The sequence below is a fragment of the Roseibium sp. genome (assembly GCF_048261595.1).
Lineage (GTDB): Bacteria > Pseudomonadota > Alphaproteobacteria > Rhizobiales > Stappiaceae > Roseibium.
This window is the reverse complement of sequence record NZ_JBLXFW010000002.1, coordinates 78,975-99,360: the sequence shown is the minus strand read 5'-3', so window position 1 is coordinate 99,360 and position 20,386 is coordinate 78,975. Positions and strand designations below refer to the sequence as shown.

The window sequence follows — 20,386 nt, the reverse complement described above, 5'->3', positions numbered from 1 at the left end:
TCGACCTGACGGATCTGGCGGTCACTCGCCCAGAAAGACGATCCCGAGGAAGATATTCTCATCGATATCGTGAGCGACAACCAGATCTGCGAGGGTCTGGTTTGGCGTGGCTTCGATTCCATGTGTCTGGAGGCGGGCAAGGAGCCTGTCCGTGCTCACGTGCGTCACTTCGGCGAGGGCCGAGATAGGTGCGTTGACGAGCGCCGCCTCGATCGGGCGCTTGAGCTGCGGACCTGTCACCATTCCCCATGACGTGAAGGATGCCAGCAGGATGAGGCAGAATACAGCAAGACTACCCTTGCCCCAGCGTGATCTCAGATGAAGTTTCAAGGGTCGCCAGTTGACCGCCACATGGGCTCCGGCACCGACAAGAAAGGCCCAGGAAAACCACTGGTGGACGACCGTGGTCAGACCGGGCTCGAATTCGAAGAACATGACGACGCCCGTTGCCGACATCAACACGAAGGAGCCGATGGTCACAGGCGTCGCCCAGCGGCGGATCGGCGGAATTGCCGGCATGATCAGGCCTCTCCTCGAATGTGGCAGCGCCGGAACGTATATCCCGCCGTTGCCGGGTGAAATCATTTATGTGTAAAATGCACATAACTGGAGACTGGAATGCCGTCAAGAAAAAGCGTGCAAAATACACATAATGAAGCCTTGCTTCGAGAGCTGCACGGTGCGCTGGTCGATATCGTCAGCGTGATGAACCGGCCGCAACGCGATGCTGTGATGATCCGGGAAGCGGGGATTTCGCTGGATCGGGCGCTGTTTCCACTGCTGGTCGGGATCGAGCGGCTGGGCCCGATCGGGGTCGTTGATCTCGCGGATCGTGCAGGCCGGGACCACACCACTGTCAGCCGTCAGGTAGCGAAGCTGGAAAGCCTCGGTCTTGTCGAGCGCAGGCCCGGCGCGACGGACAGGCGCGTTCGTGAAGCCGTGGTGACGGCCGAGGGCAAGGCGATGACCGACAAGGTGGATGCCGCGCGTAACCGGATCGGCCGCGACATCTTCGAAAGCTGGCCGGACGAAGACGTTCAGAGCCTCGTTCGGCTCATGCGCAGGTTTGCAGACCAGATCAAGGCGTTGCCGGACGCGACCTGACCCGGTCCCTTCGCGAGAAGCAAAGGCCGGCTGCTCTAAAGGCGCGTAGGCTCAGAGTTCGCCCATGGACTTGCGGAAACGCCGGACGCTTTCGGCAAAGCCGTGGATCAGCGCGTCGGCGGTGAAGCCGTGGCCGATGGACATCTCGCGAATGAAAGGCGCACGGGCAATCAGCGCGGGAATGTTCTCCACGGTGAGATCATGTCCGGCATTGACGCCAAGACCTGCGGAGCGGGCCGCCTCTGCAGTCGCCACGACCTTGTCCAGTTCCCGGGTGCCAAACCCCATGAAAGCGTCTGCACGCGGTGAGGAAATCTGCCGGAGCGCTTGCCGGGCATTCAGAGAAAACACTGAGGAGGGAAGACGGGCAGGGCACCATTGGGTGTCCTGCCCGGTAGCAGAATCAGGCTGCGCGAACTTCGGACAGGAAGTTTTCGACCTGGGTCTTGAGCTGCTCCGACTTCCTGTTGAGATCGCTGGCTGTGGCGGTAACCTGTGAGGCGGCCGCACCGGTCTCGCTGGAAGCGCGGGTGACCTCAAGAATGTTGCCGGTCACCTGTCCCGTGCCGCTTGCCGCCTGCTCGACGTTCCGGGCGATTTCACGTGTGGCCGCAGTCTGCTCCTCTACCGAGGATGCAATGCCCGAGGCGATCTCGTTGATCTCGCCAATCGTCGCGCCGATAGACTGGATCGCGGTTACTGCGCCTTCGGTTTCGAGCTGGATGTTGTTGATCTGGAGGGTGATCTCCTCGGTGGCCTTGCCAGTCTGGCTGGCGAGCTCCTTCACCTCGGCGGCGACGACAGCGAAGCCTTTACCGGCCTCGCCGGCACGGGCTGCCTCGATCGTGGCGTTGAGCGCGAGCAGGTTGGTCTGTTCGGCAATGTCGGAAATCAGTTTCACGACTTCGCCGATCCGCTCTGCAGCGCGAGAGAGACCTTGAACCTGCTGATCGGTGCTCGCGGCCTGGTCGACTGCACGGCCGGCGATTGCCGACGACTGGGCGACCTGACGGGCGATTTCGTCGATAGACGTCGACAGCTCCTCAGTCGCTGCAGCGACTGTCTGAACGTTCTCCGAGGCCTGTTCAGCAGCACCAGCAACTGCTGTGGCTCGGGTGTTGGTATCGTCGGCGATTCCGGACATGGAAACCGCCGTGCTCTCCAGCTCCGCAGATGCGCCGGCAACCGCACTCAGGAGTTCCGAAACGCTGGCATCGAAGCTCTTCGTAACGCTCTCGATGCGACGTGCCCGTTCTTCACGGGCTGCGGTTTCGGAGCGCTCGCGGGCGGCAAGCTCGTCAGCCTTTATCATGTTTTCCTTGAACACGCTGACGGCATTTGCCATCGCACCCAGTTCATCACCGCGATCTGTTCCGGGAATGTCGATCGTCTTGTCGCCGGCTGCCAGTTCGCCCATGGTTTCGGTCATCCGAGTGATCGGACCCGAGATGCCACGGCCGATGAGCAGGCCGAAGCCGCTGCCCAGGACGATTGCGAGGATCATCCCGCCGACGATCACGGTGTGCGTCGTGTTCTCGGTCTGGACGTTCTCAAGCTTGCGGGCCTCCATCAGGCTGGCCTCTTCGGACGAAAAGTCCTTCATCAATGCGCGGAACTTGTCGAAGTAGACCTTCCCGCGGGCCTCGCCGACGAGGTCAGCCATGTCGTCCATCGTCTTTGAATCGCCAATCTCACGCCGAAGGGCGATCATCGGCTCGACCACTTCGGTCAGCCAGCCTTTGATGGTCGTTTCGACATCTTCCAGCAATGCGACTTGATCCGGGTTGTCGGATACCGTTTTGGCAAGGTCCTTGACGCGATCAAAGAAGGCGGACTTGCCCGCTGTGAACGGTGCCAGAAACTCCTCCTTGCCGGCAAGCAGGTAGCCACGCATTCCGGTTTCCATGTCCACGGCTGCAGCGATGATTTCGTTCGCGTGGGCAATGACCTTGTAGGTGTGGGTGACCCATCGTATCGCGTCCTTGGTTGCGCCGGAATCGACCATGCTGCCTGAGGCCAAAACCGCCTGGAACTCTGCCTCGCGTTCCTTGAGCAAGAGTTCTTCACGCGACGTGAATGTGGCAATCTGTTTGCGGAACTTGTCGAAGAAAACCTTCCCGCGTGCTTCGCCGACGAGCGCTGCAACATCATTCATCGTTTTGCTGTCGCCGATTTCACGGCGAAGTGCAATCATTGGCTCGGTGACGTTTGCCTGCCAGTCGCGTAGGACCGTTGCGACCTCCTCAAGCCGGGCCACCTGTTTCGGGTTGTCTGCGACAACGGCCTGTAACTCCTTGATGGAGCTGTAGGTCGCCGATTCTCCATTCTTGTAGGGGGAGAGGAACTCCTCCGTCCCGGAAAGCAGATAGCCGCGCATGCCGGTTTCCATGTTAACACCGGATGAGACGACATCCTGGGCTTTGCCCAGAACATTGTATGTGTGATTGACCCAACCGCTCGTTTCCGAGATCTTCGCGATGCTGTTGAGGGCTGCGAAGCCAAGTGCCATGAGCAGCACTAACGGAATTGCGACCCCGATCAGGATCTTTGGTTGCGTCTTAATCGAGGACCAGCCGAATTTTTTCGTTGCCGGCGATTGAATTTGTGACACTGGGGCTTCTCCGATGACGTGCACAGTGGATTATTGCAGATTTTACCATTGTAAGTTTTACGAATAGTATTCGCTTCTTATTTATTGATATCATTGAAGTGTTAATGTGTAATAAATCAACAAATAGATTAATCTCGGCACTTGCCGTATTTCACGAAGCGGCCGCCGGCCGGGAGTGCATCCGTCCGTGAACCCATGTCGCGACGGCGTGCTCGCCTTCGCTCAATGGTCAGGGCACGCGGTCGGGATCCAAGGTGGTGGGAAGTTTCAAACCTGGCTTTGTGTGATGACAAGGCAGGCGTCAAATACAGGTAAAGCGATTCCGCCAGTACATGAGAGACTGGGGCGGCACGGCTGCCGCGTCTGGACCGACCTGGCTCAGATCTCGCCCATGGACTTGCGGAAACGGCGGACGCTTTCGGCAAAGCCATGGATCAGCGCATCGGCGGTAAAGCCGTGGCCGATGGACATCTCCCGGATGAAGGGCGCGCGGGCAATCAGCGCGGGAATGTTTTCGACCGTCAGATCGTGGCCGGCGTTGACGCCGAGACCTGCGGAGCGGGCCGCCTCTGCAGTCGCCACGACCTTGTCCAGTTCCCGGGATGCAGCTGCCGGATCGTCGTAGCAGGCGCCATATGGCCCGGTGTAGATCTCGATGCGTTCCGCGCCAAGGCGGGCGGCGTGTTCCGGCGCTGCCGGATCCGGGTCGCAGAACAGCGAAACGGTGACGGCCCAGTCCTTGGCCGCGGCAATGGCATCGGCGAGGGGGCCCGTGTCGCCGCCGAACTGCCAGCCATGGTCGGAGGTGGTCTGGTCTGGATCATCGGGCACGAAAAGGACCTGGTCCGGGCGGGCTTCCTCGACGAGCTTCATGAAGTCCGCGGTCGGATAGCCTTCCAGGCAAAGTTCCTTGTTCGGATAGCGATCCTCGATTAGCTCGGACAGCTCGAAGACGTCCGTCTTGCGGATGTGGCGCTCGTCCGGGCGCGGATGAACCGTGATGCCCTTGGCGCCAGCATCCATCGCAATCGCGGCCATGCCAGTGACGCTCGGCCAGGGCAGGTCGCGCCGGTTGCGGAGCATGGCGATGGCATTGACGTTCACAGACAGGCGCGAGGCAGACATGGGACCGATCCGGTTGGGATGAATTCTTGCAAAGCGCATCGGAGCGCCAGAGATCTGAAAATTGGAGCAAAAGCCGTTGCTGTCAAACGGGAAATTGTCCCTAGGGACAATGAGCAGGGATCAATTCTTACCGCTGCCTCGGGGAGGACGAGGCGCGAGATTCCCTTGGAAACAATAAAGCCCCGGCGCTGGGCCGGGGCTTTGAAGCGCGATCAGGTCCCGGAGCAAGTCCGGGATGGCCGTAGTCGCCTGTAGCCTTACACCCGGTTGAGAAGGCGTGCCCGGATGGTGTTCGGCAGGGCGCGGATCTCTTCCAGGATAGCTTCCGGATCCTCGACGTGGCTGTCCACATCCGTCACCACGTAGCCGATGTCCTTGAAGGACTGAAGGTACTGGGAGCAGATGTTGAAGTCGTGCCGCGTGAAGAGGTCGTTGAGTGTGCGCATGGCGCCCGGTGCGTTGTGGTGCACCTGGATGAAGCGCGTCGCGTCGGTGCCCTTGGGCAGCTGGACTTCGGCGAAGTTGACCGCACCGAGTGTCGAGCCGACATCGGAATATTCGACCAGACGCTTGGAAACTTCCTCGCCGATACGTGCCTGGGCCTCTTCCGTCGAGCCGCCGACATGGGGCGTCAGGATGACGTTGTCGAGACCGCGCAGCGGCGAAAGGAATTCGTCCTTGTTCGACTTGGGCTCGACCGGGAACACGTCGACCGCAGCGCCCGCCAGTTGACCGCTCTTGAGCGCTTCCGCCAGGGCGTCGATGTCGACCACCTTGCCGCGCGCATTGTTGATGAGGAAGGCACCCTTCTTCATCTTCGCGATCTCGGTTGCGGTGATCATGTTGCGGGTCTCGGCCGTGTCCGGAACATGCAGGGAGACGACGTCGGACTGGGCCAGAAGCTCGCTCAATGTCTCGGTCGGCGTGACGTTGCCGTGCTGCAGCTTGTCGGTCAGGTCGAAGAAGATCACCCGCATGCCCATGGCTTCGCCCAGGTTGGCGAGCTGTGTGCCGATGTTGCCGTAGCCGACGATGCCGAGGGTCTTGCCGCGCACTTCGTGCGAGCCGGTGGCGGTCTTCATCCACTTGCCCTGATGGGCAGCCTGGGACTTGGTGAAGACGCCGCGCATGAGCATGACGATTTCGGCAATCGTCAGTTCAGCGACCGAGCGGGTGTTGGAGAAGGGCGCGTTGAAGACCGGGATGCCGCGCTTGACGGTGGCTTCAAGGTCAACCTGGTTGGTGCCGACGGAAAAACAGCCGACGGCAACAAGCGTCTTGGCCGCTTCCAGAACCTCTTCGGTGACCTGGGTGCGCGAGCGGATGCCAAGGATATGAACACCCTGGATCTTTTCGATCAGCGCGTCCCTGTCCAGGGCGCCGGGCAGGACTTCGACGTTGGTGTAGCCGTTCTTCTCGAGGACCGCGGTGGCGGTGGGCGAAATGCCCTCCAGCAGCAGCCAGCGGATCTGGTTTTTCGGCCGGGAGAGACCGTGGATCATGGGCTTTGAGCCTTCCTGATGGGGTGTCGCAGGTGCGTCTCGCGTATGCCGGGCGCCTCATGTTTCACCCGGGGGCGCACATATACGAAAGAGCATTGCATTCGTCTACTGCAAGAGCCGGAATCTGGCGGGTCCTGCGACAGAAAATGACAGGCGCGTGTCGCTCAGCCGTTGGCTTTGCGGCCTGCGAGGCGCTCGTGAAGGGCTGTCAGCACGCCCCGGTCGTAGCCGAGACCGAGCTCACCTTGGAAGAAGTTCTCCAGTTCGGCGAGGGAGGACAGGGTTTGCGTCTGGTCGTCCGCGCCGGCCGGGCGGCGGACAAGGCCGTTCTGAAAGCTCAGCTTACCCTCGGGCGCCGAGCGGAACGCAAGAAGGTTTGCCGTGAACGGCGTCTTGTCCCAGGTGGCGCAGAGGAAATTGGCCGCTTCAATATCAATTGCTGTCGGCTCCACCCGGTCGAAGCCGTAGAGCGAATACCAGCCGGCCTCGCTTTCCTGTTCCAGTACCTCTTCGCCAGAGATCTCGTCCCGAATAATGCGATAGCGCTTGCCGCCAACGTCTTGCGGTTCGACTGTGCCGAGGCGGATGGGAGCGCTCGGTGCCGGTCCGCCGAAACCCGTGTCCGTCAGCCACTCCTGGCCGTCGATGGTCGCGACAAAGGCCAGATGGGTGCGCGCGCCGCCTTGCGGGGCGCCTTTGCGCACCCGCGCCAGAACCGGCTTGAATTCAAAGCCAATAGCCTCGAGGGCGGCGCCGTAAAGCGTATTCAGTTCGAAGCAATAGCCGCCGCAGCGACGGGCCACCAGCTTGTCCCAGACCCCTTCAAGGCTGACATCGGGCACGTCTCCCAGAAAGGGCAGAACATTCTCAAAGACAATCGCCTGCATCTGCGCGCCCTGAACCTGCCGCAGGCCGTCGATTGTCGGCGCAACGGCCGTCAGGCCTATGCGGGCGAGATAGTCGGGGAGGTTGAAGGGGAAATTGGAGGTCACGTCGCCTAAAATTCCTGGGCCCTAGAATTCCTGGGCAGAGACATCCTGCCGTTCGTGAACAATGCGCAGGATCGTAACCGCGTCGTCATTGATCCGGTAATAGATACAACGTTCACGGTAGATGACAGCTCTCAAGCCTGGACGGATCCAGTCGCGGGCAACTCCGGAGAAGCCGGACTCGGCGATCCATTCCAGCTTACTGCTGAGTTCGTTTACGAACTGGATTGCAGCTTCCTCGCCCTCACTGGCGAGATAAACGAAGATTTCGGTCAGATCTTCTCGCGCCTTTGGTGCAAGAACTAGTCGTTTCGGCCCAATCGTGCCAGCCCCCGCTTGACGATATCGTTGGCGATTGTCTGGCCGTCAGCGTAGTCGATCCCCTTGCCAGCTGCAATTTCCGCGTCAGCTTCGTCAACCAGTACACGTGCCTCTGCAAGACGGGTTTCATAGTCTTCCAACATTCGCAGCCCAGCCCGAACGACTTCGCTGGCGTTGTTGAAGCGCCCTGTCTCAACCTGTTGGGCAATGAAGGCCTCGTAGCGGTCACCAACCACGAAGGACTTTTTCACATTCGCCATGACCCGATCCTTTTTGATGGAATGATTACACCACATAGTAGGAACTATTCCTACCTAAATCGGCGTGCTCGTAGCCAATGCAAAACGCCGCCGGAGATCCGGCGGCGCTTGACTGGTTCGGTAGGACGGCCGTGAGGTCCTAAAGCCCTTCAGGGCCCCGCTGTACGGCGGCGACGCCGGTGCGGGAGACTTCGACCAGGCCGAGCGGCTTCATGATGGAGATGAACTGCTCGATCTTGGAGGTGCGGCCGGTGATCTCGAAGACGAAATGCTCGGTCGTCGCATCGATCACCGTGGCGCGGAAGGCTTCGCCGAGGCGCAGGGCTTCCAGGCGCTTGTCACCGGTTCCGGCAACCTTGACCATGGCCAGCTCGCGTTCGAGCGGCTTGTCCTGACCGGCCAGCCTGGCTTCGACGGTCAGGTCAGTCACCCGGTGCACGGGCACGAGTCGATCCAGCTGGTGGCGGATCTGCTCGATCACCATCGGCGTGCCGGTGGTGACGATGGTGATGCGCGACAGGTGCTTCTCGTGCTCGGTTTCCGAAACGGTCAGGCTGTCGATGTTGTAGCCACGACCGGAGAACAGGCCGATGACGCGGGCGAGAACGCCCGGCTCGTTGTCCACGATCACCGACAGGGTGTGGGTTTCATTCTTGTCGCTGACCTCAGCCATGAAATAGGCGGAGAGAGCGGTCGGGTTCTGCTGTGCGTTCATGTCTCGTCCCTCCTCAGACCAGGGCCCCGCCGCCGACGCCGATGGCGTTGGCGACAGCTTCATCGTTGGCTTCGTCCGGAAGCAGCATTTCGTTGTGGGCCTTGCCCGAGGGGATCATCGGGAAGCAGTTGGCGAGGTTCGCCACGCGGCAGTCGAACAGCACCGGCTTGTCGACCGCGATCATTTCCTCGATGGCGCCGTCCAGGTCGCCCGGCTTCTCGACGCGGAAGCCGACGCCGCCATAGGCCTCGGCCAGCTTGACGAAGTCCGGCAGGCTGTCGGTGTAGGAATGGGACAGGCGGTTGCCGTGCAGCAGCTGCTGCCACTGGCGGACCATGCCCATGTACTGGTTGTTCAGGATGAAGACCTTGACCGGCAGGCCGTATTGAACCGCCGTCGACATTTCCTGGATGTTCATCAGGATCGAGGCGTCACCGGCAATGTCGATGCACAGCGCGTCGCGGTGGGCGGTCTGTGCGCCGATACAGGCCGGCAGGCCATAGCCCATGGTGCCGAGGCCACCGGAGGTGAGCCAGCGGTTCGGCTCCTCGAAGCCATAGAACTGGGCCGCCCACATCTGGTGCTGACCGACTTCGGTCGAGATGTAGGTCTTGCGGTCCTTGGTCAGCTCGTAAAGACGCTGGATCGCGTATTGCGGCATGATGATGTCGCTGTTCGGCTTGTAGGCCAGCGAGTTGCGGGCGCGCCACTGGTCGATCTGCTGCCACCAGGCCTTCATGGCGGCTTCGTCGGCCTTGAGAGACGACGAGCGCCAGATGCGGACCAGGTCTTCCAGCACATGGCCGACATCGCCGATGATCGGCAGATCGACCTTGACCGTCTTGTTGATCGAGGACGGATCGATATCGATGTGGATCTTGGTGGCGTTCGGCGCGAATGCGTCGATGCGGCCGGTGATGCGGTCGTCGAAGCGGGCGCCGATGCAGACCATGACGTCACAGTCGTGCATGGTCATGTTGGCTTCATAGGTGCCGTGCATGCCGAGCATGCCGAGCCAGTTGTCGCCGGAAGCCGGGTAGGCGCCGAGACCCATGAGCGTCGACGTGATCGGGAAATTGGTCAGCTGAACCAGCTCGCGCAGGAGCTGGGCTGCCTGCGGGCCGGAGTTGATGACGCCGCCGCCGGTGTACAAGATCGGCTTCTTGGCGTTGGCCATCAGGTCGGCCGCGATGCGGATTGCCTGGGCGTCGCCCTTCAGTTGCGGGCGATAGCTCTTGTGGCTGGCGGCCGGGTTGCCGGTCGGGCCCTGATAGGTGCCGCTGGCGAACTGGACGTCCTTCGGGATATCGACGACGACCGGGCCCGGACGGCCGGAGGTCGCGACATAGAAGGCTTCGTGCAGGATGCGCGGCAGGTCGTCGACGTCGCGGACCAGCCAGTTGTGCTTGGTACAGGGGCGGGTGATGCCGACGGTGTCGCATTCCTGAAAGGCGTCGTTGCCGATCAGGTGGGTCGGAACCTGGCCGGTGATGCAGACCAGCGGAATGGAATCGAGCATGGCATCGGTCAGCGCGGTGACCATGTTGGTCGCGCCCGGACCGGACGTGACGAGAACGACACCCGGCTTGCCGGTGGCGCGGGCATAGCCTTCGGCCGCATGGCCGGCGCCCTGCTCGTGGCGTACGAGAATGTGCTCAAGGCCGTCCTGCTGAATGATTTCGTCATAGATGGGAAGCACTGCGCCGCCCGGGTAGCCGAAAATCGTATCAACTCCCTGGTCCTTCAGCGCCTGGATCACCATTTCGGCGCCGGTCATCTCCCGTGTCATTCTTGCTTTCCTCGCATTGGGCCCTGAACGCGACTGTTCAGGCTTGGCTCGTCGGTCAGTCTTGTCTTTCCGCCTCACGCTGGGTGCGTGCTGCGGCTTGATCGGTCGTATCAAGGCGGGCAGGCAGGGGCTGCCGGAGAAGGTGGTGAGACGCTCGGAACGGGGACACAAAAAAAGGCCCCTTCGGGACCTTGGTTGCGCGCCAGCGTGTTCCGAACGGGATCATACCGTTCCGGTGGCGCGCTTTCCTACTACTACTAGAATGAGAGACGTCATTGTGAGCGTCTGTCCTCTGGTTTGGCTGACGAGGAATCCGGTCAACCCGTTCTTGATGCGCCGCACCGTAGTCAGCCGAGGGGGAGGGGTCAAGCGCAAAATTGCATTTATTTCGCAAAATCTGAAAAGCCTTTCGGAAAATTTCGCGGTCTTACATATTTTCGGTTATCCCCAGGGCGAAATCTTGGAATTCGACGTGCGGCTCAGAACAGAAAGCCCGCATTCTCGCGGCATTTGCCCGGATGCATAAACCCTGTGCCATAAAAAATTCATGCAAGGGATTGCGTGCACAAAAGGAGCCATCTATATAGCGGCCATCGACGCGCTGCGGCGCGGCCGATCACTCGCCTCTTGAAAGCGAAACCGCCAAGGCGATGTGGGTGTATAGCTCAGTTGGTAGAGCAGCTGACTCTTAATCAGCCGGTCCTGGGTTCGAATCCCCGTGCACCCACCATTTTCCTCTCTTTGAAATCGGTAGCAAATCGCCATCGCGGCGTGGTTTTCATGCGTGCTCGACGAATTCACGCGTGCCTGATCGCGTGCGTCCCTCCATCTGCGGCGCGCGTACGGTGGCCCGGATTGCGCATTTGCATGAAATCTGGGTTGTATTTCGCTTAAACTCTCCTATTAATTGTATATAGGTTGTGGTTGCCGTTTGAGGAAGCAGTGCCGCTATCGCGCGATTGGCAGGGCAACGGGCGGTCACGGGTGTTTTCCAGCTACCTCGGCCAGAGACGAGCCGACGAAAATCTCATGAATTAATTCACACGCATCTTTTCCTAGCGTCCTGTCCTGACGAGAAATACAACCTTAGGTCGATATGGAGGGAGAGTTCGTGTCAGGTGCCGGGGACATGGAGAAGAACGGGGAGGTCGCGATGCTGGCCGGATCGACTGATGTTGCAGAGGCAGGAGGGCAGTCGCGGGCGGGGGGCGGTTCGCAGGACCTGCCATCTGCGGGGATCTGGATGAGCTGGATCGACGACGCATTGGTCCTGAGGCGCCGGGCGCTGCGACTGACCAAGGGCAACCGGGAGGACGCAGAGGATCTTCTGTCCTCGACGCTGGTAAAGGCGGTTGCCCATGTCGAGCGCCATGAGACCGAGGTGCGCGAGCCGCGTGCATTCCTGCTGTTCGCCATGAAGAACGAGCATATCAGTCGCTTGCGCCGTCACAATTCGGAGCGTCAGGTGCGGGATTTCAAGGCCGACGTCTACCAGGATTATGTCTCCGACCTGGCGGACAGGCATCCCGACCAGGAGAACCTCTTGCGTCACCAGGATGCCTTGCGGCGGGTCCTGCGCGCGGTGGATGGGCTCTCTCCGGAGTTTCGGCAGATCTTCCGCCTGCGCTTCTATGACGAGCAGAGCTACCGGGACATCGCCCGGCAGATGTGTATCTCCGAGCCGCTGGCGCGAAAGCGCGTCCAGCATTTGCGCGAGCAGCTTCGCGTGGCGCTCGGCGAGGACCTTGGTTCCGCGGCGCGCTCCGGTGAAGATGAAGAAAAAAGTTTTCACGGGCGACCGGATGAGGCGTCCTTGCGTTTGACAGGCAGGGCGTATGAACACGATCCGTGCGGAAGGGGCAGGAGCAATGCCTATCGACCGCCACGACCGGACAGGAAACGAGCATGGTCGACACAGTCAATGCACAGATCACCGATGCGGTGACCCAGACCAACGTGAAGGTGGTTGCGGAATCGCCGGCGCAGGCGATTGCCAGCCTTTACCAGGTGGCCAGCCATGCGTCGGGGCTTTCCATCCAGAACGCGGTTCACAGCCAGCAGGCAATGAACCAGATCACGACGGCGGTAGTGTCGAAGGCCTGTCAGCTGATCATGGATATCGGCGAGCCGGCCAAGACGTCTTGAAACACCTGATTGGCAGTGCCGGGTAGCAGGGGAGTTTGGCAATGTGGTTCGATGGCTGGTTTGGCAAGCAGGCACCGGACATGGGTGCGGGCATACAGCAGGGCGCCGATGATGCGCCGGTTTCCCTGGTGCGGGACGAAACGGGGACCTTGCGTCCGCAGCGCCGTCTTGAGGCAGGCACAACGGACAATCTCGGCAAGCCGGCAGCAAAGCCGAAGGGAGCGCCGCAGGCGGCTCCCGACACATCGGCGCTGAACAAGCAGATCGTTCAGGCCGTTCAGTTTTCGAACATGGAAACGACGAAATACGCGCCTGAGCTAATCTCGACGCCGCCTGAGATGATGGTGAGCACGACGACCGGAATGGCCGTCCAGGACGCCAAGAACTACATGAATGCGATCATGCAGATCGCGGTTGCCGCGCAAGCGGTGGCAATCAAGAAGGCGGCGGAAGGTCCGGAGCCTGTCGCTGCACTGAAGGAAATTCCGCTGCTGGCGGAAATCCAGAACATGGTGACGCAGGCAGTTGGTGTCTACGGCAATGTCAGCAGTACAGCCGGGACGTCCGCCTCCACCGTCATCAACGATCTGAAGTCCGGCTGAAGCAGGTTTGGAGACCACGTCAGGAGGCTTGGGCCATGACACTTAGAAGCAACGGTTGTTCGCGTGACTTCCCGCTTGCAGGGGCATGCTTTTCGCCTCCGTCCGAAGGTGGGGGCGGCGGAGACCCAAAGCGCACTCTTCTGGAGGCTTTCAATGCATTGCCGCAGGACGAGCAGACGGAAGTCCTTGAGGTGCTGAAGCAGATACTGGGGAAGCGCAAGGGCAGCGGATCCTCCCCCGGGGGGCAGGAGCCTTCCGGAGAGGACAACGGCGACGGGTAACGAGGCCGGACGGGAACGCTCACAGGAGGCGCGCGATGTGCAGGCAATGCAGAGGGCGGCCGGGTAGCCGATGCCGGGACGATGCTCGTCCGCCGGCGGGAGATCGAGAGGAGAAAGGTATCATGGAAAACGAGTTGAGCGAAGTCTGCCGGACGCTGGACGAGGCGCTGGTTGCGACCCTCGACCAGTGGCGGGAGCAACTGGTCCAGTCCGAGGAAGAGGGTGGCGATCCGCAGGCCCTGTTCTGTCTCTATCCGCGGCTGGTGTCACATCTGGCCTGGTCGCGGGGGACATTGCAGGGCGCTGAGGCTTCGATGCTGCAGCTTGCACGCCGCGCTGACATGCCGCCTCAGCAATTGCTTGTTTCTTCCACCGGGGCTGGGTGCTGTCCCTGTTGTGGCGGAGGCGCGGGTGTGCTGACCCAGACAGCGGCCTGTTCCTGCCAGGATCACGAGAGCGAGCCTGTTCATCGGGAAATGCACATCATCGAGGAAACGATCGTCGAGGAGACCGGAAATGTCAGAGACAAGAAGACCGGGCGTTCGGCAAGGCGCGGGTGAGCGATCAGGTTCCAAGGCCGCGACGGCGCCGCCCGAGGCGCTTGAGCGACTGATCAGGGGCTACGTGAAGACAGCGGCCTTGCAGAGTGAATATCAGGCGCTGCACCAGTCGCTTCCCAATGTTCTCAGTCTGGCCGGGGAAATCCTGAAAAAGAAGGAAGAGAGCGAAAAGGCCTATGCCCAGGGACTGGAGGTGGTCGAGAAGGTTCTGACCGATGCGAGCCAGAAGGCAGAGGCCCTGTCCCAAGCCATGGCGACCCAACATGATGCCCTGGCCGCAATTCTCGGCGACAAGGAACTGCTTGGTGAAATCCTGAAATCGGGCAAGGCGGCAACTGCGGCTGCTTTCGAGGCTGTCGCCCCTGGTGCCCAGGGTGGAGCGGGCCCAGGTTCCAGTACAGCAAATCCGCAGGTTGCGAGCCAACTCAACGCCGCCATGGACCGGATCCGATCGATGATCTCGCAGGAAGTCCAGCGTCAGGCGGAGCTGCTCAGAGGCGGTGCCCCTGGTCCCGGTGCACGCCCCAATTGATCCTCCCCGAGGCCCTCTTCGAAGGGTTTCCACTGAAGCCGGTCAACGTGCTCGTTGGCCGGCTATCTTTTTGAATTATATCCTAAAAATTTCCCTCTCATCCGTCACGGATGCCTGATGGCAACGTCCTAGGAGTGTCGGTAGCCGGCATCGGTGCTGGCTCAGCATGAGGAGTGAAAAGATTATGGCTGAATTGGTGAACCCGATGATCACGGATGCGGTGACCCAGTCGAACGTCAAGGTGGTGGGAGAATCCCCCGCCATGGCCATGAGTACGCTGTACCAATCCATGGCCCATTCCACGGGTGTCCTGTTTGAAAATGCGGTTTCGGCCCAGCAGCAGCAGAACATTCTGGCGCAGGCGGCGGTCAACCAGGGCGTGATGCAGATCTACAGCCTGGATACAACCGCAGCGGCCGGTGCCAGCGAAAAGGTTGCCCAGACCGGCGTGTCTGACAACCTGACCAGCTTGCTGACGGTGCTGAATGCCTTCGGCGGCCGCTAAGCGTCCGCACCAAATACCCTAAACAGGCAGGCGTCCCGTTCCGGTTTCCGGAGCGGGACCATTGCGCGTTAGGTGCGGAAACGAAGAATTAACAACTTCAGGTAGAATATGTGCTGCGGTACAGGTCCGGGGCTAGCCCTGCAACAAGGGCCGGCCGAACGGGGCGGCGAACGTCACTGCTGCACAATGCCTATGCATTGGCCGACCTGAAGGAACACGCATGTCAGCTTCGAAAACTTCCGCCCCCGCCGCGGATGTGGATGCGCTCGTATTGGGACTGTCTCCCGCCGTCGCAACATCCGCACTTTATGCCTCCCTGGTGCATTCCATGGGGGCCTTGTTCGAAAATTCGGTAGCCGCCCAGAAGCGCCAGACACTCATGGGCGATGTCGCCCTGCTGGAAGGTATCCTGCAAAACCTCACCGCCTCTGCTATGAACCTTGCCGACGACAAGGCAATGCTCGATCCGGCCGAGGAACTCGCAGCGATCCTGAAGGCTCTCAAGACGGCTCACTGATCGTTGCAGCTTTGCGCGAAGCCCCGTTGCCGGATGGCGCGGGGCTTTCTCGCTTTTGGCATGGCTCGCCGTCCAGCATGGGTCCGAGGAAATGCGGACTTCTCATTTCTGTCGAAGTGGCGCTATAAGGCGCGCTTGACCCATTGATCATCCAGAGTGATCCCGAAAGCCAAATGTCCAAGATCCTGATCGCCGCCCTTTACAAGTTCGTTCCGCTGGAGGACCACGAGTCCATGCGCGAGCCGCTGAAGGCCTTCTGCGTCGAGCGGGATGTGCGGGGCAGCATTCTTTTGGCGAGCGAAGGCATCAACGGCACGATTGCCGGGCCGGAAGAGGGCATGCGCGAAGTTCTGGCGCACCTGCGCGCCGATCCCCGTCTTTGCGAGCTGGAACACAAGGAAGCCTGGGCAGACCGTCACGTCTTCAAGCGCATGAAGGTGCGCCTGAAGCAGGAGATCGTGCGTCTTGCCGTCGACGGCATCGATCCCAACGAGATCGTCGGCAAATACGTGAAGCCTGAGAACTGGAACGAACTTATCTCGGATCCGGAAGTGGTCGTGATCGACACCCGCAACGACTACGAATATGCCTTCGGCACATTCGAGCGGGCGCTCAATCCGGAAACTCAGTCGTTCCGCGAGTTTCCGGATTGGGTTCGCAAGGCGGTGGAGCTTGAGAACAAGCCGAAGGTAGCGATGTTCTGTACCGGGGGTATCCGCTGCGAGAAGGCGACCGGCCTGATGCTTCAGGAAGGCTTCGAGGAGGTCTATCACCTCGAGGGCGGCATTCTGAACTACCTGGAAAAGGTGCCGGAGGAAGAAAGCCTCTGGAAGGGCGAGTGCTTTGTTTTTGACGACCGCGTCTCGGTTGACCACAAGCTGCAGCCGCGTTGGGGCGAATGGGTGCCTGAAGAAGCCCGGCATGTCATCAACGACGATACCGACTACGACCGGTAGCCGGCTCGCGGCCTGCAACTTAAATCTTTAACAAATCGTTAAAATTCCCTAAGCTCGTCCGCGGTCGAAGATTTGCGGCCGGGATGACGGGGGATGTGCAATGTTTCGAACTGTCTTGTCCGGATGCGTCGGTGCGGTCGTCGCCGGCAGCGTGGTGATATCTGCAGCGACACCCGCAATCGCCGGGGGAAGGGCACTGGCCTGCTATGAGCAGGCGGTCATTCCCGCGACCTACCAGACGGTTCAGCAACAGGTTCTCGTCCGCGCGGCAACGACGCGGGTTGTCGAGACACCGGCCGTCTACGCTTTTCAGAACCGCCGTGTGGTCGTTCAGCCGGAGCGGGTCAGCTATCGGCAGATCGCTCCGGTCTACCAGACCCGCAGCCGCCAGGTTCAGGTGCGGCCTGCCTCGGTCGGCTGGGAATACCAGATCCGGAAGGGCCGCAAGATCCTGTGCAAGGTGCAGCATCCGGCCGTCTATCAGACCGTCCACGAGAAGGTTCTCGTCAAGCCTGGAGGTCGTGTTGCGGTGACGCAACCCGCGATCTACGGCACGGTGCAGGAGCGGGTGATGGTACGCCCCGCCAGTCGCCAGAAAGTGCATGTTCCTGCCGTCTACCAGACCGTCACGCGTCAGGTGAAGGTGAGCGACGCACGCGTCATCTGGCAACCGGTCAAGGTGCGCGGCTGCCGATAGAGCGATCTTCGGCTCAGCCGATCCGGAAACGGAAGGTCGGCAGACCTTTTGTGCCGTGACCTTCGACCAGGAACAGGGAGCCGGAAAGGCTTTCCGGTCCTTCATCTCCGGCTTGCAGGCTGGTTACGACCAGCTGATCGAGGTCGGGCCCGCAAAAGCAGGGCATGGTCGGCTTCGGTGCCGGGATCTCGATGGCGTGTGTGATGCTTCCGTCCGGGGCAAAGCAATTCAGGACACCTGCGGAGACGCCCGCACTCCAGTAATTGCCGTCTGCATCAACCGTCGCGCCGTCAGGACGTCCGGTTTCGTTGGTCTGCTGGGCGAAGAGCATCTTCGCGCCGAGTGCTCCTGTTCCTGGATCGAAGTTATAGGCCTCGATCCAGCCGGGACTTGAATCCGAGTGGTACATCCAGAGCCCGTCAGGCGACCAGGCAAGGCCGTTGGAGACCTGCAACTCGTTGCGGATCTTGTCGACCTGGCCCGAAGGATCGACCCGGTACAGCCCTGCGATCGGCTCGCGGGGGGACGAGGTGTCCATCGTTCCGACCCAGAACGCACCGTCCGGTCCGACCTTGCCGTCGTTCAACCGGGTCTGCGGCAGGTCCGTCTCAACTTCGGCAAATGGTTCGCTGGTGCCGGTGGCCGGATCGAACAGGACAATCCTGTCCCAGACACAGACGATCAGGCGGCCGTCTTCGCACAGGCCGAACGAGCCAACTTCGTTGTCGAAGGCGTAGCTTGTGATCTCGCGGGTTTCCCAGTCCATCGCCTGGATGCTGCAGCCCTTGATGTCTGTCCAGTAAAGGCGTCCGGTCCGCTCGTCCCAGGTCGGGCATTCGGCCAGTTTGTAGGTGGTTTCGAGAAGGCGGGAAATCTGGAAGGACACCTGTGACTCCGGTGCGAATTCATCAAAAGTGGCGCGACTATAACTTGCATGCGCGGCGGCGTCGACACGCTTGCGTGGCCTTGGGACTTCAGCCCGCACAAGAGGATCAGCCTTCCTTCATCGGGAAGGCGGTCTTGCGGACGATGGGCCTGATGGCAAAGGACGATTTCATCCGCAATACTCCCGGCAGTCGCGCGAGCTGCTCGCGGTGGATGCGTTCGAAATCATTCGGGTCGGCCGCAGTGACGCGCAGCAGATAGTCCGCGTCACCGGCCATCAGGAAGCATTCCATGATCTCGCTGGAGCGGGCGACGGCCCGTTCGAAATTTTCCAGCACTTCATTGGATTGTCCAACCAGGGATATCTCCACGAAGACGTCCATGCGGCGACCCAACTTGCGCTGGTCGAGAAGCGCTACATATTTGTCTATGACGCCGGATTCTTCCAGGGCGCGCATGCGGCGAAGGCATGCCGAAGGCGACAGGCCAACCTTTTCTGCAAGATCGGCATTGGCAATGCGGCCATCAGCCTGAAGCACGTTAAGAATCTTGCGGTCGATACGATCGAGTTTCAAACCGGTCTCCGTTGAAGAATATTCGAACGATTTAACTCTTTGCGCAATATACTTGCAAGTTTTCCTCTTCGAACGCGCAACACGCAAGCAAATTCGAGCCGTTCGGAGCTACCATTTGCCAATAACAAATGCCTGTCCAGCGAGGGAAAATCATGCGTATCGGTGTTCCGAAGGAAATCAAGAATCACGAATATCGGGTCGGTCTGACGCCGGACAGCGTTCGCGAAATGATCGCTCATGGCCACGACGTATGGGTCGAAACCAAAGCCGGCGCGGGTATTGGCGCTGATGATGCTGCCTATGAAGCTGCCGGCGCGTCGATCCTCCCGACCGCGGCCGAAGTCTTCGACGTCGCCCAGATGATCGTGAAGGTGAAGGAGCCGCAGGCCGTCGAGCGTGCGATGCTGCGCCCGGATCATATCCTCTTCACCTATCTGCATCTTGCGCCCGATGCAGCGCAAACCGCCGATCTGGTGAAATCCGGCGCCACCTGCATCGCCTATGAAACCGTTCTCGGAAAGTCGGGTGGATTGCCGCTTCTCGCGCCAATGTCCCAGGTTGCAGGCCGCCTTTCCGTCATTGCAGGCGCAAAGGCGCTGGAAAAGGAAGCCGGCGGCTCTGGCGTCCTGATCGGCGGCGTCCCTGGCGTTGCTCCGGGCAAAGTCGTCGTCATTGGCGGTGGCGTTGTCGGCAGCCACGCGATCACCATGGCGCTGGGCCTTGGTGCCGATGTCACCGTCCTCGACCGGAACGTCGAGGTCCTTGCGGAGTTGTCGCAGACTTTCGGCTCGTCCCTGCGAACCGTCTATTCCACGAAGGCTGCGCTTGAGCAGTATGTGCTGGAAGCCGATATCGTTGTCGGTGCGGTGCTTGTTGCCGGTGCAGCGGCTCCGAAACTGGTCACCGCCGACATGGTCAAGCGGATGAAGCCGGGATCGGTTCTCGTCGATGTTGCCATCGACCAGGGGGGCTGTTTCGAAACCTCCAAGGCGACGACGCATTCTGACCCGACCTATATCATCGACGGTGTCGTCCACTACTGCGTGGCCAACATGCCGGGAGCAGTGCCGCGCACGTCGACCTATGCCTTGAACAACGCGACGCTGCCGTTCGCTCTGGCGCTCGCCGACAAGGGAGCCGAGAAGGCGCTTCTGGAAGATCCGCTGTTCCTGCCGGGCCTTAATGTCCACAAAGGTCAGGTGACCTGCCAGGCCGTGGCTGACGCCCTCGGATACACCTATGTGGATCCGGCAGCGGCACTGAAGTCGGCCGCCTCCAAGGCTGCCTGAGGAGGTCTCACATCCTCGAATGCAACAAAAAAGAGCGAGGCCATCGGTCTCGCTCTTGTCTTTTCGGGTGAGTCCATGGCCCACGCCTTTGCAGGTGGCTCAGGATCTCAGGGGCAGCGAACCTTGTAAGGCGTGCCGGTCTGGTCCCGGGCGATGCAGTTTCGCGGGGTCGTCACGATCCCGATCAGGCCGCCCGCGACACCGCCGAGGGCAGCTCCTGCCAGAGCCGAGCCGGCCGTCGAACCGGCAACGCCGCCAAGCACAGCACCGGTCGCCGCTCCGAGGCCGCCGCCGATAAGCATGCGGTCCCGCTGACTGTCGGTGTTTGTTACGCAGCCGGACAAGCCGATGGCCAGCACCGCTGCTATCCAGGTGATCTTCATCCAGTGGTCTCCCGTGGAAGGGTCCGAATCACCAAGATTCTAC

At 60.8% G+C, this 20,386-nt stretch carries 24 protein-coding genes, 1 tRNA gene and 1 pseudogene; 13 read left to right on the top strand and 13 right to left on the bottom strand.

Annotated features, from left to right (window positions below; translation table 11 throughout):
* Positions 1-21 precede the first annotated feature (21 nt).
* Positions 22-519 (bottom strand): DUF4405 domain-containing protein, encoded by a 498-nt coding sequence (locus tag ACN0SY_RS07825; protein ID WP_417686077.1) that lies wholly within the window; start codon positions 517-519, stop codon positions 22-24.
* Between the two features lie 99 nt (positions 520-618).
* Here ACN0SY_RS07825 and ACN0SY_RS07820 point away from each other — a divergent pair, with 99 nt between their 5' ends.
* The gene (locus ACN0SY_RS07820; protein WP_417686076.1) at positions 619-1,104 is read left to right on the top strand and encodes a MarR family winged helix-turn-helix transcriptional regulator; all 486 of its coding nucleotides are present in this window, start codon (positions 619-621) and stop codon (positions 1,102-1,104) included.
* Between the two features lie 51 nt (positions 1,105-1,155).
* Here ACN0SY_RS07820 and ACN0SY_RS07815 read toward each other — a convergent pair.
* From ACN0SY_RS07815 to ACN0SY_RS07775, 9 genes and pseudogenes are all read right to left on the bottom strand, one after another.
* Positions 1,156-1,374 (bottom strand): annotated as a pseudogene (locus ACN0SY_RS07815) (pyridoxine 5'-phosphate synthase); the annotation flags it as partial.
* Positions 1,375-1,507: 133 nt separating this feature from the next.
* Complete coding sequence (locus ACN0SY_RS07810) at positions 1,508-3,715, bottom strand: CHASE3 domain-containing protein (protein ID WP_417686074.1); 2,208 nt, start codon at positions 3,713-3,715, stop codon at positions 1,508-1,510.
* Between the two features lie 378 nt (positions 3,716-4,093).
* Positions 4,094-4,840, bottom strand: a complete 747-nt coding sequence (locus ACN0SY_RS07805) for a pyridoxine 5'-phosphate synthase (RefSeq protein ID WP_417686072.1) — start codon at positions 4,838-4,840, stop codon at positions 4,094-4,096.
* 257 nt (positions 4,841-5,097) lie between these two features.
* Positions 5,098-6,342 carry a phosphoglycerate dehydrogenase gene (gene serA, locus ACN0SY_RS07800; protein WP_417686070.1) on the bottom strand — a complete coding sequence of 415 codons (1,245 nt, stop codon included), beginning with the start codon at positions 6,340-6,342 and terminating at the stop codon, positions 5,098-5,100.
* A gap of 164 nt (positions 6,343-6,506) precedes the next feature.
* Complete coding sequence (locus tag ACN0SY_RS07795; protein ID WP_417686068.1) at positions 6,507-7,334, bottom strand: arylamine N-acetyltransferase family protein; 828 nt, start codon at positions 7,332-7,334, stop codon at positions 6,507-6,509.
* Between the two features lie 21 nt (positions 7,335-7,355).
* The gene (locus ACN0SY_RS07790; RefSeq protein ID WP_417687191.1) at positions 7,356-7,598 is read right to left on the bottom strand and encodes a type II toxin-antitoxin system RelE/ParE family toxin; all 243 of its coding nucleotides are present in this window, start codon (positions 7,596-7,598) and stop codon (positions 7,356-7,358) included.
* A gap of 35 nt (positions 7,599-7,633) precedes the next feature.
* Positions 7,634-7,912 carry a type II toxin-antitoxin system ParD family antitoxin gene (locus ACN0SY_RS07785; protein ID WP_417686066.1) on the bottom strand — a complete coding sequence of 93 codons (279 nt, stop codon included), beginning with the start codon at positions 7,910-7,912 and terminating at the stop codon, positions 7,634-7,636.
* Between the two features lie 139 nt (positions 7,913-8,051).
* Complete coding sequence (gene ilvN / locus ACN0SY_RS07780; RefSeq protein WP_417686064.1) at positions 8,052-8,627, bottom strand: acetolactate synthase small subunit; 576 nt, start codon at positions 8,625-8,627, stop codon at positions 8,052-8,054.
* Between the two features lie 13 nt (positions 8,628-8,640).
* Entirely contained in the window at positions 8,641-10,416 is a 1,776-nt protein-coding gene (locus tag ACN0SY_RS07775; protein WP_417686062.1) for an acetolactate synthase 3 large subunit, read from the bottom strand.
* Positions 10,417-11,070: 654 nt separating this feature from the next.
* Between ACN0SY_RS07775 and ACN0SY_RS07770 the strand changes: the two genes are divergently transcribed.
* From ACN0SY_RS07770 to ACN0SY_RS07720, 11 genes are all read left to right on the top strand, one after another.
* Positions 11,071-11,146: transfer RNA gene (locus ACN0SY_RS07770), tRNA-Lys, on the top strand.
* 381 nt (positions 11,147-11,527) lie between these two features.
* Positions 11,528-12,361, top strand: coding sequence for an RNA polymerase sigma factor (locus ACN0SY_RS07765; protein WP_417686061.1), 834 nt, complete (start codon positions 11,528-11,530; stop codon positions 12,359-12,361).
* Positions 12,322-12,561 carry a RebB family R body protein gene (locus ACN0SY_RS07760; RefSeq protein ID WP_417686059.1) on the top strand — a complete coding sequence of 80 codons (240 nt, stop codon included), beginning with the start codon at positions 12,322-12,324 and terminating at the stop codon, positions 12,559-12,561. The genes ACN0SY_RS07765 and ACN0SY_RS07760 overlap by 40 nt, the downstream gene beginning before the upstream one ends.
* Positions 12,562-12,602: 41 nt before the next feature.
* A complete protein-coding gene (locus ACN0SY_RS07755; RefSeq protein ID WP_417686057.1) occupies positions 12,603-13,163 on the top strand; it encodes a hypothetical protein in 561 nt (186 codons plus the stop codon).
* A 35-nt stretch (positions 13,164-13,198) separates the two neighbouring features.
* The gene (locus ACN0SY_RS07750) at positions 13,199-13,444 is read left to right on the top strand and encodes a hypothetical protein (protein ID WP_417686055.1); all 246 of its coding nucleotides are present in this window, start codon (positions 13,199-13,201) and stop codon (positions 13,442-13,444) included.
* 122 nt (positions 13,445-13,566) lie between these two features.
* Complete coding sequence (locus tag ACN0SY_RS07745) at positions 13,567-14,004, top strand: hypothetical protein (protein ID WP_417686054.1); 438 nt, start codon at positions 13,567-13,569, stop codon at positions 14,002-14,004.
* A complete protein-coding gene (locus ACN0SY_RS07740; RefSeq protein WP_417686052.1) occupies positions 13,961-14,536 on the top strand; it encodes a hypothetical protein in 576 nt (191 codons plus the stop codon). Before ACN0SY_RS07745 ends, ACN0SY_RS07740 begins: the two co-directional genes overlap by 44 nt.
* A 184-nt stretch (positions 14,537-14,720) precedes the next feature.
* Positions 14,721-15,041, top strand: coding sequence for a RebB family R body protein (locus ACN0SY_RS07735; protein WP_417686051.1), 321 nt, complete (start codon positions 14,721-14,723; stop codon positions 15,039-15,041).
* A gap of 220 nt (positions 15,042-15,261) precedes the next feature.
* Positions 15,262-15,558: a RebB family R body protein gene (locus tag ACN0SY_RS07730; RefSeq protein WP_417686049.1), complete on the top strand. Its 297-nt coding sequence runs from the start codon at positions 15,262-15,264 to the stop codon at positions 15,556-15,558.
* Positions 15,559-15,731: 173 nt separating this feature from the next.
* Complete coding sequence (locus ACN0SY_RS07725) at positions 15,732-16,514, top strand: rhodanese-related sulfurtransferase (protein WP_417686048.1); 783 nt, start codon at positions 15,732-15,734, stop codon at positions 16,512-16,514.
* A 100-nt stretch (positions 16,515-16,614) separates the two neighbouring features.
* Positions 16,615-17,211: a hypothetical protein gene (locus ACN0SY_RS07720; protein WP_417686046.1), complete on the top strand. Its 597-nt coding sequence runs from the start codon at positions 16,615-16,617 to the stop codon at positions 17,209-17,211.
* 13 nt (positions 17,212-17,224) lie between these two features.
* Here ACN0SY_RS07720 and ACN0SY_RS07715 read toward each other — a convergent pair whose 3' ends face one another.
* Positions 17,225-18,097: an SMP-30/gluconolactonase/LRE family protein gene (locus ACN0SY_RS07715; protein ID WP_417686045.1), complete on the bottom strand. Its 873-nt coding sequence runs from the start codon at positions 18,095-18,097 to the stop codon at positions 17,225-17,227.
* Between the two features lie 106 nt (positions 18,098-18,203).
* Positions 18,204-18,671: an Lrp/AsnC family transcriptional regulator gene (locus tag ACN0SY_RS07710; RefSeq protein WP_417686043.1), complete on the bottom strand. Its 468-nt coding sequence runs from the start codon at positions 18,669-18,671 to the stop codon at positions 18,204-18,206.
* Positions 18,672-18,823: 152 nt separating this feature from the next.
* On the opposite strand from ACN0SY_RS07710, the gene ald reads away from it, so the two are divergent.
* Entirely contained in the window at positions 18,824-19,960 is a 1,137-nt protein-coding gene (ald, locus tag ACN0SY_RS07705; RefSeq protein WP_417686041.1) for an alanine dehydrogenase, read from the top strand.
* 107 nt (positions 19,961-20,067) lie between these two features.
* On the opposite strand, the gene ACN0SY_RS07700 is transcribed toward ald, so the two are convergent.
* Positions 20,068-20,343, bottom strand: coding sequence for a hypothetical protein (locus ACN0SY_RS07700; RefSeq protein ID WP_417686039.1), 276 nt, complete (start codon positions 20,341-20,343; stop codon positions 20,068-20,070).
* Between the last annotated feature and the right edge of the window lie 43 nt (positions 20,344-20,386).

Coding starts and splice junctions, on each gene's coding strand:
- ACN0SY_RS07745 (WP_417686054.1), top strand. CDS start 13,567: ATGGAAAACGAGTTGAGCGAAGTCTGCCGGACGCTGGACGAGGCGCTG.
- ACN0SY_RS07760 (WP_417686059.1), top strand. CDS start 12,322: ATGGTCGACACAGTCAATGCACAGATCACCGATGCGGTGACCCAGACC.
- ACN0SY_RS07700 (WP_417686039.1), bottom strand. CDS start 20,343: ATGAAGATCACCTGGATAGCAGCGGTGCTGGCCATCGGCTTGTCCGGC.
- ilvN (WP_417686064.1), bottom strand. CDS start 8,627: ATGAACGCACAGCAGAACCCGACCGCTCTCTCCGCCTATTTCATGGCT.
- ACN0SY_RS07820 (WP_417686076.1), top strand. CDS start 619: ATGCCGTCAAGAAAAAGCGTGCAAAATACACATAATGAAGCCTTGCTT.
- ACN0SY_RS07805 (WP_417686072.1), bottom strand. CDS start 4,840: ATGTCTGCCTCGCGCCTGTCTGTGAACGTCAATGCCATCGCCATGCTC.
- ACN0SY_RS07750 (WP_417686055.1), top strand. CDS start 13,199: ATGACACTTAGAAGCAACGGTTGTTCGCGTGACTTCCCGCTTGCAGGG.
- ACN0SY_RS07735 (WP_417686051.1), top strand. CDS start 14,721: ATGGCTGAATTGGTGAACCCGATGATCACGGATGCGGTGACCCAGTCG.
- ald (WP_417686041.1), top strand. CDS start 18,824: ATGCGTATCGGTGTTCCGAAGGAAATCAAGAATCACGAATATCGGGTC.
- ACN0SY_RS07720 (WP_417686046.1), top strand. CDS start 16,615: ATGTTTCGAACTGTCTTGTCCGGATGCGTCGGTGCGGTCGTCGCCGGC.
- ACN0SY_RS07755 (WP_417686057.1), top strand. CDS start 12,603: ATGTGGTTCGATGGCTGGTTTGGCAAGCAGGCACCGGACATGGGTGCG.
- ACN0SY_RS07785 (WP_417686066.1), bottom strand. CDS start 7,912: ATGGCGAATGTGAAAAAGTCCTTCGTGGTTGGTGACCGCTACGAGGCC.
- serA (WP_417686070.1), bottom strand. CDS start 6,342: ATGATCCACGGTCTCTCCCGGCCGAAAAACCAGATCCGCTGGCTGCTG.
- ACN0SY_RS07825 (WP_417686077.1), bottom strand. CDS start 519: ATGCCGGCAATTCCGCCGATCCGCCGCTGGGCGACGCCTGTGACCATC.
- ACN0SY_RS07775 (WP_417686062.1), bottom strand. CDS start 10,416: ATGACACGGGAGATGACCGGCGCCGAAATGGTGATCCAGGCGCTGAAG.
- ACN0SY_RS07730 (WP_417686049.1), top strand. CDS start 15,262: ATGTCAGCTTCGAAAACTTCCGCCCCCGCCGCGGATGTGGATGCGCTC.
- ACN0SY_RS07725 (WP_417686048.1), top strand. CDS start 15,732: ATGTCCAAGATCCTGATCGCCGCCCTTTACAAGTTCGTTCCGCTGGAG.
- ACN0SY_RS07740 (WP_417686052.1), top strand. CDS start 13,961: ATGTCAGAGACAAGAAGACCGGGCGTTCGGCAAGGCGCGGGTGAGCGA.